The organism is Streptomyces acidicola (assembly GCF_009377235.1).
In the GTDB taxonomy this organism is placed as follows: Bacteria; Actinomycetota; Actinomycetes; order Streptomycetales; family Streptomycetaceae; genus Streptomyces; species Streptomyces acidicola.
In genome coordinates, this window is the sequence record NZ_VMNX01000235.1 from 1 (window position 1) to 14,739 (window position 14,739).

Below are 14,739 nucleotides of genomic sequence, written 5' to 3' on the forward strand. Positions count from 1 at the left end.
GTGGTGCCGCCTTCTGCCTGCGGTCGGCACTGCGGCCGTTACGCCACTTCCTGCCGGTCCGTTCGTCGACACCGACGAGCCGGCAGGCTTCCTTGTTGCTGTAGCCCTGCTGCACGAGCCGGGAGTATGCCGCCCGCTCCCGACTCAGCTTCACGGGCCCCTGAGCTGTCCGAATCCTGCGAATCTCGAAGTCCATGCCACCCCTTGAACTGGGGTGTTGCAACGACTCCTAGAACCCAAGGTGCAGGTGCCGGCCCTCAGACGTTGCCACCGGTCGTTGCCACCGGTCCGCTACTGCTGTGTCCAGCCGGGCGGTACGGAGCCCTGCTGCGGCTGGTTCGGCGGCGGATCCTGGGGCGGCTGCTGCCAGCCCTGACCCGGGCCCGGCTGCTGCGGGGGCTGCTGCCAGCCCTGCCCCGGCTGGGGGGCGCCGCCCGGATGGGCGTAGGGCTGCTGGGGTTGCTGAGGATGCTGGGGCTGCTGCTGGGGCGCGTACCCCTGCTGCGGCTGCTGGTACTGCATGCTCGGGTTGCCGAAGCCCTGCTGGGTACGGGCGAAGTCCTCGGCGATGATGGCGGCGAGATCGAAGTAGGCCTCGCGGGTCTTGGGACGCATCATTTCGAGGTCCACCTCGGCGCCGGCCGAGAGGTGTTCGTCGAAGGGGATCACGACGACAGCGCGGCAGCGGGTCTCGAAGTGCGCGACGATGTCCTCGACCTTGATCATCTTGCCCGTCTCACGGACACCGGAGATCACGGTGACCGAGCGCTGGACGAGATCGGCGAACCCGTTCGCCGACAGCCAGTCCAGGGTGGTCGAGGCGCTGCTCGCACCGTCCACCGACGGGGTGGAGATGATGATCAACTGGTCGGCGAGGTCCAGGACTCCGCGCATCGCGCTGTAGAGCAGACCGGTACCCGAGTCCGTGAGGATGATCGGGTACTGGCGGCCCAGCACCTCGAGCGCGCTGCGGTAGTCCTGGTCGTTGAAGGTGGTGGAGACCGCCGGGTCCACGTCGTTGGCGATGATCTCCAGCCCCGAGGGCGCCTGCGAGGTGAAGCGGCGGATGTCCATGTAGCTGTTGAGCTGCGGGATCGCCTGCACCAGGTCACGGATGGTGGCGCCCGTCTCGCGCCGCACCCTTCGGCCGAGGGTGCCGGCGTCCGGGTTGGCGTCGATCGCCAGGATCTTGTCCTGGCGCTCGGTGGCGAGCGTGGCGCCGAGCGACATGGTCGTCGTGGTCTTGCCGACACCGCCCTTGAGACTGATGACCGCGATCCGGTAGCAGGACATCACCGGCGTACGGATCAGCCCCAGCTTCCGCTCCCGCTCCGCCGCTTCCTTCTTGGCGCCGAGCTTGAAGCGGGACGGGCCCTGGTTGTTCTTGCGGGCCTTCGGCTGGTTGCGCAGTAGCCGGTCGGAGGACAGCTCGACTGCGGCGTTGTAACCGAGCGGAGTTCCGGGCGCGGCTTGCTGCTGCTGGGGAGCCCCGGGCCCGGCCTGGGGGCCGGGCGGGGCGCTCCAGCCCTGGTTGCCGTAGGCGGCGGGCTGCGCCGGAGGCTGCTGCGGGGGCGTCTGCTGCTGAGCCTGGGTGGGAGGCTGCTGGGGCGCGGGCTGCTGGGGCTCGGCGGGCTGCTGCGGCGGGTAGCCGTAGCCGGGCTGTTGGGGCGGGTAGCCATAACCGGGTTGCGTGGGCTGCGCGGGCGGCTGCGGCTGTACGGGGGGCTGGCCCGGGGCCTGCTGGGGGTAGCCGTATCCGGCGGCCTGGGGCTGACCGGGCTGGGGCTGTCCAGGGTGCGCCTGCGGCTGTCCCGGCTGGGGCTGACCGGCCTGGGGCGCCTGCTGCGGGTAGCCGTATCCGGCCGCTTGCGGGTACGGGGGCTGGGCCGGCTGGTGGGGCTGCCGCGGGTCGACTCCTGGCTGCTGGCCGCCCTGCGCCGGGTATCCGGGCTGAGGTTGGGCGGGGCCGAACGTGCCCTGCGGAGGCGTCTGGTACTGGGGCTGGCCGGGGACCTGGGGAGCCTGGGGAGCCTGGGGAGCCTGGGGGTAGCCGTAGCCGGCCGCCTGCGCGGCGGCCGCGGCCTGCTGGTCGGGGTACCCCGCCTGCTGCGGACCTCCCTGGACGGGCTGCTGCGCGGGCACGTAACCCTGCGGCAGCGGGGGGAGTCCCTGGTCGCCTTGGGGCGCGGCGGGGGCGTGCGCGGCGGGCTGCGCCTGCGGCGGCTGCCCTTGTGCGGCGGGCAGAGGTCCGGGAGCTGCGGCCGGGGGTCCGGGAACGGCGGGCGTCGGCTCTGCCGCCGCTTCCGCCTCCGGCTGTACGGCCGGGGTCGCCGGCGCGGCCTCGGCCTCGGCCTGCGCGGAGGACTCCGCGTCCGAGCGGGCATCGGGCCGGGCATCGGACCGGACGTCCGCGGACTCGTCGCCGTCCACACCGTCCACACCGTCCACACCGTCCGCATATTCCGAACGGTCCGTACCGCCCGCACCGGACGCCCCGGATACGGACCCGGCGGAGTCACCCGACGGCGCCTCGGCCCTCGGCTCCTCCTCCGGCTCCTCGTCGGCACCGCCGAACAGCCTCGCCGCCTCGGCGTCGGCGGCGGCATGGTTCAGCTCGCCCACCGGCTGCTCGGGGGCGGGCTGTTCAGGGGTGGCCTGTACAGGAACGCCCGCCGCAGGAGTGGCGGCCTGGGGCGTGGCCTGGGACGCGGCGCCCTGGGCGTCCTCGTCGACCGGGCGCAGCACGGGGAAGCCCGGCGAGGCGGGCGGCGCGGGCGGCTGGGCCGGCGCCTGCTGCTGAGGAAATCCGTAACCACCCGACGTGTCCTGGTTCGACGGAGGCGGCGCGGCCGCTCCCGCCTGCTGGGGATAGCCGTACCCACCGGTCGCCGGGGGAGCGCCCGGACCGGACTGCTGCTGCGGGAATCCGTAGCCGCCCGTGCTGTGCTGACCCGTGCTGTGCTGACCCGTGTCGTACTGACCCGCGCCGGGCGCACCCTGCGCGGGCTGCTGGGGGGCGCCCTGAGGGTTCGGCTGCGCCGGAACGGGAGCCTGCGGTGGGGGAGTCTGCGACGCCGGAGCCGGTGGCGCGGGAACGCCTGGCGGCCCGCTGGGCGGACCGGTGGGCGACCCGACGGGCGCCCCGGTCGGCGGTGGCGGTGACGACTGCCCGGCGTCCTGCTGTCCGCCGGCGGCGGAACCACTCTGCGTACTCTGGGCGTACCAGGCGGGCGGCGTGTAGACGATTTCGAACTCGCCTGTCAGATCCACCTCGGGCTCGTCCCCGTCCGAGGACGGGCTGCCGCCGTTGTACTCGGACCGATCCCTGTTCACTGCATGCCTCCTGGTCAGCCTCTGTTGCTGAGTTGGTCGTCATCGCGGCCGGACGGACCGGGTGGCAAGTCCACGCGGCTGCGATCGTCACCGCATCACCAGAAGACTAATCACTCGTATCGCGGTACGGAAAAGCACCCGTAGGCGCAATCCTTTCGCTCCGCCCCGCGCGCGTGGAGACGACGACGCGTCAGTCCATACGACGGGCCACGCCGAGCAGGCCCGTCTCCGCGTCCGTGGGTTCGGTCATGACGAACTTGCGGTGCTTACGGGTGCACCACAGGGCGACGCCGTCATGCAGGGTCGGCAGATGCTGGAGGCTGTCGCCCGGGATGCCCAGAGTGTCGCGTACGACCTCGGTCTCCTGGGGCGAGATGCGCTGGATCCCGACCAGATCGGCCTGAGCCAGCCAACGCGGCGCGTGTTCACCGACGAAGGGCAGTACGGTCATCACGGCCTGCCACGGCAGGGAGGTCACCCGTCCGCGGGGCGGGCGGATGCCGCAGTCCCGGATCAGCACCACGGGGCTCGATACGGAGGGACCCTGCGCGGGCACCCGTCCCACCGGATACACCGTCACGCACTGCTGGCCGCCGCCCGCCGCCTGGGCCAGTTGCTGCCAGGCCTGCGGACGGCCGGTCTCCACGCCCACGCGCGCACCCGTAGCGGCGGCGCGCAGCGCCAGCACCTGGGCGAGCCAGAGGCCACCCACGAGGACCACGTCGAAGGCGGTCGGACGGGACAGGCCCAGCACGGCCGGATGCGACTCCGGGTCGGTGCCGATGATCACGCCGTCGTCACCGATCGGCATGCTGATCGCCGCGAGCTCGTCGGCGGTGACGACATGGCGGTTCCGGCGCGGACCGCGCAGCCCGAACCCCGGGCTGAAGATGCGCCGTTGCTGCTGCCCCGGCTGAGGCTGACGGATGATGGGGATCATGCCGGTGTCGGTGGGCGAGGCCACGTGCGACGGCGTGCGCCCGGAGGCGGCGGCCCGGCCCTGCTGCCCCTGTCCCGGTGCCTGTCCCTGTCCGGGGGGCATGGTCGAAGCGGGGTAGGACATCAGTACGTACCTCCGAGCGGCAGAGTGGCGAGGGCTCCGGGAACCTGTTCCCGGTCGAGGCGTACCAGACCGACCTTCGCGGCACTCGCGGCCCGCTCCAACTCGCGTCCCACCTGGCCGAGTTCGCTGTCACCGCGAGCGGTGACGCGGATGTGTCCGGCGAGGGCGACACCCCGGTTGCCGGCCTTGCTCAGGGTCACGCTGAACGTCGTGGCGAGCACCGGCAGCGAGGTGAACCGCGTGATCAGCTCGGGCAGCGCCACTCCGCCGTTGCCCAACTGCGGCCAGCGGGAGAGCCAGTACGTCGTGTGCCACCGGTCGTCGACCCGCCAGGTCCGCACCGCCTCGACCGTACGGCGCTGGGTCCGCCCGTCCTGGCCGTGCTGCGCGTTGGCCCGCGGGTTCAGGCAGCTGGACGTCGCCAGCGCCTGCACCAGCTCGTTCTCGTCCAGGATGGTGGCCTTGAAGCCCGCCCCGGCCAGCCGGCTCGCCAACTGGTCCGCCGCCCGCAGCAGCGCGCGCTGCGTACCGGGAACGCCGTCGCCGCGCGCCTTGACCGCCTCCGGGCACAGTTCCGGGTCGAGCTTGAGGGCGACCCAGGTGAGCCGCAGGGCCGGAGAACCGGCGCGCGCCTGGAGTGGGCCGTACGACCGTGCGGCGAGCGACTGCTCGGGCAGGTGCGGTGCGGGCGCCGGCTGGGTGTGCTGCACGACCTGGGCGGACGCGAGACGGATCTCGTCGACCTCCAGGGCGTCCTGGATCAGCTGGAGCGGCAGCTGCCGTCCCGCGGACTCGGGACGCAGCGGCTGGTCCGCCGGCTGCACGAAGAGCACGGCGGTCAGGAAGGTCCCGTCACCGATCATGCCGATCGAACGGTCGTCACGGGACACGAAGCTGTACGTCCGCAGCGCCGGGTCGCACTCCACGGTGGGTGCCAGCATCGGGTCCGTCCCGGGCGGGACGGGCAGCTTGGCGTCACGCTTGCGACGCCTCAGGGCGCGCGTCGTCTCGTACCACTCGGGCAGCGGCCGACGGCCGCGGCGCAGCACCGCCAGAAGCAGCAACAGTGCCGCCACGGCACCGGCCGGGGCCAGCAGCCAGGACACGTCGGTGACCCAGGCGGCCAGCATGATGGCGGCCGCGAGCTCGACCAGAATGAGCTGCTGCAGCCGCACCGGACCCAGACCGCCCGGGCGGGGCAGCGTACGCGGCGACGCGGCGGTGGGTGCGGGAGCCGGCGGGCGCGACGAACGTCTGCGGCCCGGACCCCCTTGTTGCTGCTGTGCGCGGCGATCGCGCCGAGTGCTCGTAGCGCTGCTCATCCCCCGGTACATCCCTTTCACGAAGTAGTGGCCGTACGTCGGCGGAGACCCAGGGGCTCGGCGATCCTCGTGCTTGTTGGACTACTGGACTGCCGGACTGCTGGAGTTCCCTGCGACGGGCCAGGGGCGTCGAAGGCCCACATCTCAGTCATCTCAGTGCGAGTGGCTCACGGTACCCGCTGAGACTGGTAGGGCGACACAGGGGACACCGAAACCCCAGGTGGCCAGCCTTTCACGGACGGGCCCCGCATGGTGGAGCGCTGTGGTGAAGCTCTGTGAAGATGCGGGGGCGGCCGTACACCTGATGGATCGTCGCCGCGCGATGCAGTGCATAGTAGGTGCCTGCGCTTGCGCCTGCGCCTGCGCGTGCGTAGGTGTTGGCGGGGTGCCCGCTCGGTTGTCTGCACCATTGCTGGCAGCAGTGCCGGCAGCAGTTGACTGCATCGGCTACACGCATCACTTGCGTGCATCACTTGCCTGCTCGGACGAGGTGGCCTTCCGGGTACGGTCGCGCGTCGACGATGTCGTCATCGCCAACGATGAGGCAGCACGGCACCAAGGCACCAAGGCACCAAGGCACCAAGGCACCACGGACGATCGAGCACCACAAAATACGATCGAGCACCACAAAACGGGAGACACGGGGACCATGGCACAGCAGCGTCGGGACGAGCTAGCCGCCTACACGTTCGCTCGCAAGCGCACCGTCGCGGCGTTCCTTGCGCCGTCGCCGGGAGGCTCCGAAGAGGGCGCGCCGCGTCCCGTTCGCACGGTGATGCCCAGCCTCGCGGTGGGCGTGGTGCTGGTGATCGGCTTCATCGCCTGGGGGGTGATCAAGCCGACGGCACCCAAGGGCTGGGACACCCCGGGCGAGTACATCATTGTGGACAGCGACTCCACGACTCGCTATGTCGTCCTCGCCGACGAGGGGACGAAGGCCAAGACGCTGCACCCCGTCCTCAACTACGCCTCCGCCAAGCTCCTCCTCGACAAGGGCAAGGGCAGCGTCATCGAGGTCCCCGGCAAGGAGATCGACAAGAGCGGCATCGCGCACGGCGCGACGCTCGGCATCCCGTACGCCCCCGACCGGCTGCCCGCCAAGGACGACGCGAAGAAGGCGAAGACCTGGGCGGTGTGCGAGCGCCCGGCCCCCGGGTCGGACGGCGCCATCGACCGTGCCGTGTTCGTCCTTGACTCCGACGACGCCAAGGTGCTGGAGGACAGCAGGAAGGTCGACAACCGCAAGGCCCTGTACGTCGAAGACCCCAAGACCGAGCAGCAATATCTGGTCGACGGCAAGGGAAACGCGTTCGTGCTGGGCCCCCGGTCCGTTCAGTCCGGCCAGCCCGGTCTCGACGACACCGCCATGGAGCAGTTGCGCGCCGCCGTCCTCGGCAGCGGTGCCACGCCGCAGCCGGTGAGCCAGGAGTGGCTGCGCACGCTCCACGAAGGCGGCGTCATCACCTTCCCGACGATTCCGGGCATCGGTGGGACGACCTCGGTCGAAGGCCTCCCGGAGGAGGCCCGGACGGTGGGCCGGGTACTCAAGGCGAGTGAGGCGCAGGGCGATCAGTACTACGTCGTCCTCAAGGACGAGGTGGCCGCCATCACGCCCTTCGTGGCCAACCTGCTCAAGAGCTCACCCCAGGCCAAGCTGGCGTACGGCACGGACGGGATCGACGACATCAAGGCCGACACCTCGGCCATCATCGAGGCCAACGGCGGCGAGGCCAACAAGTTCTACGGCGACAAGGGATGGCCCCAGGAACCTCCGCAGCAGGCCAACCCCGCGGCGGTGGAGACCGACGCGCCCCGTAACACCTCGTGCAGCGTCTACAGCGGCAAGATCGGCCCGGACAAGAAGCCGCAGCTCTCCGCCTGGGCGGGCGCGGACTACCCCAAGAAGGTCATCGCCGACTCGTTGAGCGCGTACGTCTCGTCCGGCTCGGGGCTCCTGTTCCAGGAGGTCACGGGCCGCGCGGCGGGCGGCGGCGCGACATACCTGCTGACCGACACGGGTCTGCGTTACTCGCTGCCGGCGAACAACGACAGCGAGGCGGGGGCGGAGGGGAGCGGCGCTGGTTCGTCGTCCTCCTCGGGGGATGCCTCATCGTCGGAGGGCGGGGCGAGCGAAACGGACAAGGCGCGTACGCGACTGGGGTACGAGAAGGTCTCGAACCCCGCGATCGTGCCGCAGACATGGGCGACGTTCATCCCGAAGGGGCCCACGCTGGACACGGGTAGCGCGTCGCAGCCGCAGAGCCAGTGAGGCAGTGGCCGCGGAGCCGGTGAGGTGTGGCTGCCGCGGGCCAGGACTCGGCTGTGGGGCCGGTGAGGTGTGGACGTAAGGCGTGAGGCCAGTGGCCGGTCAACGAGCTTGTGGTTGACCGGCCACTGGCTTGCGTGTGGTCGGCGAGATGGCCTGCTAGGGGTGGGCCTGTGCCGGGGGCCAGCCGTCCGACGGACTTGCGCTCGGGCGTCCAACCGACTCACCCTCGGGCGCCCAACGGGCTGGCCGGTAGCAGCACTTGAAGGTAAGACGGCGGTTGTGTCACAGATTGATCGCTCAAGTGTGTGAGGCGTGTAACTGATTGCTCTTGCCTGTGGATGTGCGACAGGCGGACGATAGAGTGTTTACAGCGCTCTTAGGGCGCGAAGCTTCTCCGGGCGCCGGTACGGCTTCCCGGATCAACAACAACATGGGGGAAGGTTCAACATGGCCGGTCAGTTCCGGGTAACAGAGGACGAGCTCGCCAAGCTCTCCGGTGACATCACCAACGTGAACGGTCAGTTGCAGGGCGAGATCCGTCGCCTCAACGGAGTGATCGACCAGATCGCGGGCGGCTGGCAGGGCCAGGCGGCCAAGTCCTACAACCAGCTGCAGGAGCGCTGGAACGCGGACGCGAAGAAGATGAGCGACATCCTGAACGACATCAAGGAAGCCGTGGACTCCACGCGGAGCAACTACTCCGCGTCGGAAGAGCAGCAGAACTCCGAGATCAGCAAGATCATGTCGGACTTCGGCTGATCGAGCCGCGGGGCTGCAGTTCGCCAGCTCTTGCCTGCCTGATCTCCACCGATTCACGCTGATCCAGGCCGACTCGCGCCGATTCGCATCGGTTTCCATCGGCCTCCGCTGACTTCCAACGAATCTTCCTGAAAGGAAGCGACGATGTCGATCCTCGTCAATTACGCAACCATCACCAACGCGTCCACGGACGTGAAGACGACCGCCGGTCGTATCAAGCAGCAGCTGGACGACCTCGAGGCCGCCGTCAAGCGCGTCGCCAACTCCTGGGAAGGCGAGGCGCAGGAGGGCTACCAGCGCAAGCAGCGCGAGTGGGACCAGACCGCTCAGGACCTGCACGCGACCCTGCTGAAGATCTCCACGGCGCTGCAGAGCGCCGCCGAGAACTACCAGGCCACTGAGAAGAGCAACGCCTCGACCTGGGGCTGAGCTGTCGGCGGTCCGAGGGGCGTGACATGAGACGGATCGGCCCAGCCGACGCCACAGCGTCGGCTGGGCCGACCCCGTGTCTGGGGTCGCGCACACGAGATCCGGGGAATCCCCACACTCCCTGGCGCAATTTCACAACGCACAACACACAACCACAGACACATGAACCCAGCTTCGAAGGAAGCAAGGAAGCCCTGGGGGCCTGACATGGGGGGCCTGACAGCCCGGTCGCGTAGCCACGCGAGTGGAACCCGCGCACTGCAGCGGGCTTTTGGTGTGCTTGCAGTTACCGGGGTCTGCCTTGCAACGATCGCGCCGGCACACGCTGACGCGGGTAGTTCTGACGGCTCCGGCACTTCGGGTAACTCCGGCCGTACGACGGACTTCGGCCTGTCGGCCAGCTCGGAATGCGTCTTCGGCGGCGACGTGATCCCGTCCACGCCCTGGTCGCTCCAGCGGATCCTCCTGGACCAACTGCGTGAACAGGCGACGGGCAAGGGCGTCACGGTCGCGGTGATCGACACCGGCGTCGACGACTCCAACCCTCAGCTGCGTGAGGCCATGGCCTCGGGCAGCAAGTCCTATGTGGGCGGCTCCGGTACCGAGGACATCGACGGCCACGGCACCCGGGTTGCGGGCATCATCGCCGCCCGCCCCATGAAGGACACTGGCTTCCGGGGAATCGCACCGGAGGCCGAGATCCTCTCTCTCCGCTACACGGGCGGTGAGGAGAAGGAGGGCAATTCGGCGACCATGTCCCAGGCGATCCGTGACGCGGTCGCCAAGGGCGCAGAGATCATCAACATCTCCTCGGACACCGCGAACAAGGAGGACAACGCGGGCCTGGCGAGCGCCGTGGCGTTCGCCGTGAACGCGGGTGCGCTGATCGTGGCTGCGGCGGGCAACGACGGAGCCGACGGCAAAAAGGCGGACACTTTTCCCGCCTCGTACCCGGGCGTCCTCGCGGTGGCGGCCTCCGACCGCAACGACGAACGGGCCTTCTTCTCGCAGGCCGGCGACTTCGTGGACGTCGCGGCACCCGGCGTCAGCATGGTCTCCACCGTCCCGAAGAGCGGCCAGTGCACCGCCGACGGCACGAGCTTCGCGGCCCCGTACGTCGCGGGCGTCGCGGCCCTGCTGAAAGAGAAGCACGAGGACTGGTCGGCGGCCAAGATCGCCACCCGCATCCAGGAAACCGCCCAACGCCCGGCCCACGGCCCCAACCCCTTCATCGGCTGGGGCGTCGTCGACCCGGTAGCCGCCCTCTCGGACGACTCCACCCCGGGCAACTCCCCACAACCGGACCCGCCGAAGGCGCTCCGGTCGAGCGGAGTCGTCCCTATGGCGGTAACCATGGGCGAGAGCGAGGCGGAGAAGGACCGCCGAGTCGCGATTTACGTCCTGGGCACGGGCCTTGTACTCGCCCTGGTGGTTGCGGGAAGCGGGGTGGCTGTGCGGGACTGGAGGAGCAAGCGGGTTGGCCGCGCCCGGCGGGCTGGGCAGTCGGGCTAGGCGATGGCTTGGGCACCGGGGGGTGCCGACAACTTGGAAACAGGGGAGAGGACAACGGGGTATGAGCAACGGAATGCGGGTCGATCTGAGCGCGCTGGATGAGGTCATCCGCAAGCTCAACGGCCTTCTCTCGGACATGGACAAGGCCAACACCAAGGCCAAGTACGAGACGGACATCCCGAGCACGGCCTACGGCAGCATGGAATTCTTGGAGTCCAACGTGCTTCACAGCGCCCAGGAGGCGCAGAAGGCCAAGATCGAGACCCTCATCAGTGAACTGCACAAGCTGATCAACAAGTTCGGCACGAGCACCTCGAAGGTCAGGGACAAGTACAGCAACCAGGAGCAGGCAAATGCACAGGGTGTGAGTACTGCTCCCGAGGGCGCGGTCAACTAAGCGGTTCAGCGACCAGTCACTGACGGAGGGGACGTCCTAGAATGTATGGCTACGGCTACCAGAACCCTGAGTACATCAAGGCTCAGCAAGAGGCGCGAGAGCAGCGAATCCAGGACAAGCACGACGAGAAGCTCGAATCGCTCCCCGACGGAGGCATGGGGGGGCCGAATCGTGCCGAGATCGACACCGAGTTCATGAAGATGGGCATTCCTAAGCTGCGCTCCATGATCCTGGATGCTGATCCCGGCCGGATCTACGAGGTCGGCCAACACTGGCAGTCAATCCACAACATCCTGTCCGGGGGCGACGGCGACGGCAAGACCGGCGGTGTGGATCAGGTTTCCGCAAAGGACAGCGTCGCGGGCATGATGTTCAGCGCAGTCGAAAACGTCCTGGAGCACTGGGAGGGCGAGGCAGCCGAAGCGTTCCGGAAAAAGGCTAACGAGATCATGAATAGCATCCGGAATGCCGCGGCATGGGCCAACTATTACGCGAAAACCGCGGACGCCGTCCAGAACGACCTGCGGACCTCCATGTCCAAGATGCGGGAGGTCGAGGAGCCTTCCGGCTGGGACAGTGCCTGGGACAAACTGACAGACGACGGGCGCAGCGATGAGCAACTGCTGGCAGACATCAACAGGGGCGTGAGCACGGACGCCGCCCGCCAGGCGAACGCTGACTCCCTATCGAAGGGTAAGGAGAAGCAGCTGGAGGGGGTGGCGATCATGGAGCAGCTTGCGGTCAATTACAAGGCCTACGCGAAAGCAGCGCCCGTTGACGAGAACAAGACGGATCCCTTCGCGCCTCCAAACCCCAGTACGCCGATGCCCACGCCCATCTCCATGCCGTCTGCTGGCGGTACGGGTCCAGGTGTCGGAGGCAGCACTGCTAAGCCATGGAGCGCAGGCCCAACCGCAAGCGTTAAGCCTGCCCCTACGGTGCCTCGTGATCCAGGTATCACGGGAGGCTCGCAGCTCCCCACAGCAAAAACGAAGGTCGACAGCATCTCGCCCGGTCTGACGGGGACTGGCCCCACTCCGGGCCCTGTCGGCGTAAGCGGCGGAGGCATCGGCACCGGCGGTGGCGGTGCTCAGGGCCCAGGCATCGCGGCTCCTAGCGGAGCATCTGGCCTCGCGGGCGGTGCTGCCGCACGCGGCGGTATCGGAGCCGCGGGCGGTCGCGGCGGTCTGGCTGGTGGCGGCGCGGCAGCAAGCCGCGGTGCCGGAGGCCGAGCCGGTATGGGTGGCATGGGTGGCGCTGGAGCTGGCGCAGCTGGCCGAGGCGGTGCTGGAGCTGGCGGCCGTGGAGCCCTGGCGAGGTCCCGTGGCGGTGTGGTCGGCGCAGCTAAGGGGGTCACGGGCCAGGGGACCGGCGGTGGTGCAGGCCTGCACGGCAGCCGCGGTGGAACGCAGCGCGGCGGCATGGCGGGCGGAGCTGGCGGTGTGGGCGGCCGTAGCGGCCGACGGTCCGAGGAAGAGAACAGCCGGGGCGACCGCCCTGACTACCTGGTCGAGGACGAAGAGACCTGGATCTCGGAAGAGGACCGCAACCGGAACGTGCCGCGAACCATCGAGTAGGCAGGCAAGCGCACCGGGCAAAGTTGCTACCGGTCCGCTATGAAGGCTGTTGTAGCCAGCCTTAGTTGAGTGAGGAGCAGGGAATTGGGTGTCAAGCGAGTCTGGTCCACGACGGGAGTCGTGGCATTGACAGGAGCCTTGCTCCTCACTTCAGCCCCAGTGGCATCAGCAGATCAGGTCAGAGATGCTCAGTGGCCGCTAACTGTGTACGACGCAGAAAAGGTTTGGAGGACCTCCGAGGGAGCAGGAGTCACCGTCGCTGTAATCGACTCGGGTGTAGATGCCAGCCACCCAGATCTCGCCGGACAGGTTCTGCCGGGCAAAGACTTCACTGGCGAAGGTAGCCCCCATCAGGATAATGATGGTCACGGCACGGGAATGGCCAGCCTGATCGCTGGCCATGGCCATGGGGCGAATGATTCCTCCGGAGTCATGGGTCTTGCGCCAAAGGCCAAAGTTCTGCCGGTGCGAATCTGGTCCACCAAGGACACGCTAAAGCCGGGGAATTGGGCGGAGGGTGTTCGGTACGCGGTAGAGCAGGGTGCATCAGTAATCAACCTGTCGCTCAACGATTCTGCCGCCTATCCTGGCTCAAAGGTCGCTAAGGCAATCGAATATGCGCAAGCGAATGATGTTGTCGTTGTGGCGGGTACGGGCAACGACGCAGGGACGGTCAATTATCCGGCTGCTCTCCCAGGTGTGGTGGCCGTCTCCGCTGTGGACAGGGGTCTAAACTTCTGGTCTAAGTCAAACACCGGGAACGTCACTGTTGCAGCACCCGGAGTGGAAACCCCTCAGGCTGACCCCACTAGCCGCAGTGGTTATGTAGTGGCTGATGGAACTTCTGGCTCCACTGCCTACATCTCAGCCATCGTCGCGCTCCTCCGCTCCAAGTACCCCGATCTAAGCGCTGGCCAGATCATCAATCGTCTGATTAAGTCGGCGGCCTTCGTGAACAACGAGGGCAAGAAGGCTCCGGACAAACAGCTTGGCTACGGGATCGCCCGCCCAGGTACTGCGCTGACGATGGACATCCCGGCTGGCCCCAAGGAGGGCCCCCTCGCCCAGTCTTCCCCGTCCACGTCCACCAATTCCGGCGCCGCCTCCGAGGACAGCGACAGCACAGGCCAGACCAAGGAAGAGAACAGCTCTCCCTCCGGGAGTATCTTCCTCATCGCCGGCATCGCAGCCGTCGTGATCATCATCGCCGTCCTCTTCGTGGTCATCCGCAGCCGTCGCAACGGCCGTAACGGTGGTGGCCCTGGCCCCGGTGGTGGAATCCCTCCGCAGGGCACGGGCTACCCGCCCCAGCCCCCGACGGGCCACCAGGCGTACCCCAACTCGGCTCCCAACCAGGGGTACCCCGCTGCTCCGGGCCAGTCCCCGCAGCCCCCCAACCCGTACGCCCAGCAGCCTCCACACCAAGGGTAGTAGGAGTAATTCCCCCCTCGGAGAGGCTGTGAACTCGGACCTACCGGGCCTGAATTCTCAAGCCGCTGTCGATGATATGGCGTCGCATACCGCGAACTACTTACCAGCTTGCTCGGGATTGCAGCTGTCGCCCCATGGCCGCTTTGTCATATCGATCATGACTGGCGAATTCTTGTGGCTGACAGTGCTAGATCTGATGGGTATGGGGGCTCTTTGTCGTGCTGCGCGGGTACTGCGAGGTGAAGCGGTGCAGCGCAGGGACTCACGCTATGTCCCTGCTGCCCTGTCTCGTCGTACTCCCAATTATTCAATAACCCAGCTTCCGTATCATCCGCCTTGGCAAGGCCTCACGATGGGGATCTCTAAGCGGCTCAGGAGTAAGCCCCCGCTCGGTCGGATTCAGTTGGCCAAGGAAGCAACCGGAAACAACGGCACCGCAGGAATCGGCCCGAGAATGAGAAGGGACCCATCTTAATGGGCGCCATCGTCCTTATCGTCGGCATCATCGGCATCGGAGCCGTGATTGGTGCCGTCGTCGTCTTCGTCGTGATCCGAAACCGCAGCAACTCCGGTATCGGCCCAGTCAGCCACGGCGCCGGAACTTACCCTCAGAACGTGGGTTACCCGCCCCAGCAGCCGATCTACCC

The 14,739-nt window shown here is 68.1% G+C and carries 11 protein-coding genes; 7 read left to right on the forward strand and 4 right to left on the reverse strand.

Going from position 1 to position 14,739, the window contains the following annotated elements; genetic code table 11:
• The 4 genes from FPZ41_RS49000 to eccE form a co-directional block, all read right to left on the reverse strand.
• Positions 1-196, reverse strand: a 196-nt coding sequence (locus tag FPZ41_RS49000; protein ID WP_228023137.1) for a helix-turn-helix domain-containing protein, incomplete at its 3' end; no start/stop codon positions are given.
• Between the two features lie 95 nt (positions 197-291).
• Positions 292-3,333, reverse strand: coding sequence for an SCO5717 family growth-regulating ATPase (locus FPZ41_RS49645; protein WP_322621236.1), 3,042 nt, complete (start codon positions 3,331-3,333; stop codon positions 292-294).
• A 190-nt stretch (positions 3,334-3,523) separates the two neighbouring features.
• Entirely contained in the window at positions 3,524-4,396 is an 873-nt protein-coding gene (locus FPZ41_RS37755) for a hypothetical protein (protein WP_152868224.1), read from the reverse strand.
• Positions 4,396-5,718 carry a type VII secretion protein EccE gene (eccE, locus tag FPZ41_RS37760; protein WP_152868226.1) on the reverse strand — a complete coding sequence of 441 codons (1,323 nt, stop codon included), beginning with the start codon at positions 5,716-5,718 and terminating at the stop codon, positions 4,396-4,398. The genes FPZ41_RS37755 and eccE overlap by 1 nt, the downstream gene beginning before the upstream one ends.
• A 649-nt stretch (positions 5,719-6,367) precedes the next feature.
• On the opposite strand from eccE, the gene eccB reads away from it, so the two are divergent.
• The 7 genes from eccB (at position 6,368) to FPZ41_RS37795 (ending at position 14,092) form a co-directional block, all read left to right on the forward strand.
• Positions 6,368-7,987, forward strand: a complete 1,620-nt coding sequence (eccB, locus tag FPZ41_RS37765; RefSeq protein ID WP_152868228.1) for a type VII secretion protein EccB — start codon at positions 6,368-6,370, stop codon at positions 7,985-7,987.
• A 447-nt stretch (positions 7,988-8,434) separates the two neighbouring features.
• Positions 8,435-8,746: a WXG100 family type VII secretion target gene (locus FPZ41_RS37770; RefSeq protein ID WP_152868230.1), complete on the forward strand. Its 312-nt coding sequence runs from the start codon at positions 8,435-8,437 to the stop codon at positions 8,744-8,746.
• A gap of 144 nt (positions 8,747-8,890) precedes the next feature.
• Positions 8,891-9,175: a WXG100 family type VII secretion target gene (locus FPZ41_RS37775; RefSeq protein ID WP_152868232.1), complete on the forward strand. Its 285-nt coding sequence runs from the start codon at positions 8,891-8,893 to the stop codon at positions 9,173-9,175.
• Between the two features lie 207 nt (positions 9,176-9,382).
• On the forward strand, positions 9,383-10,687 hold the full coding sequence (mycP, locus tag FPZ41_RS37780) for a type VII secretion-associated serine protease mycosin (protein WP_152868234.1): 1,305 nt from the start codon (positions 9,383-9,385) through the stop codon (positions 10,685-10,687).
• Positions 10,688-10,748: 61 nt separating this feature from the next.
• On the forward strand, positions 10,749-11,084 hold the full coding sequence (locus FPZ41_RS37785) for a hypothetical protein (RefSeq protein WP_152868236.1): 336 nt from the start codon (positions 10,749-10,751) through the stop codon (positions 11,082-11,084).
• A gap of 41 nt (positions 11,085-11,125) precedes the next feature.
• On the forward strand, positions 11,126-12,661 hold the full coding sequence (locus FPZ41_RS37790; RefSeq protein ID WP_152868238.1) for a hypothetical protein: 1,536 nt from the start codon (positions 11,126-11,128) through the stop codon (positions 12,659-12,661).
• A gap of 204 nt (positions 12,662-12,865) precedes the next feature.
• Entirely contained in the window at positions 12,866-14,092 is a 1,227-nt protein-coding gene (locus FPZ41_RS37795; protein ID WP_322621238.1) for a S8 family serine peptidase, read from the forward strand.
• Positions 14,093-14,739 lie beyond the last annotated feature (647 nt).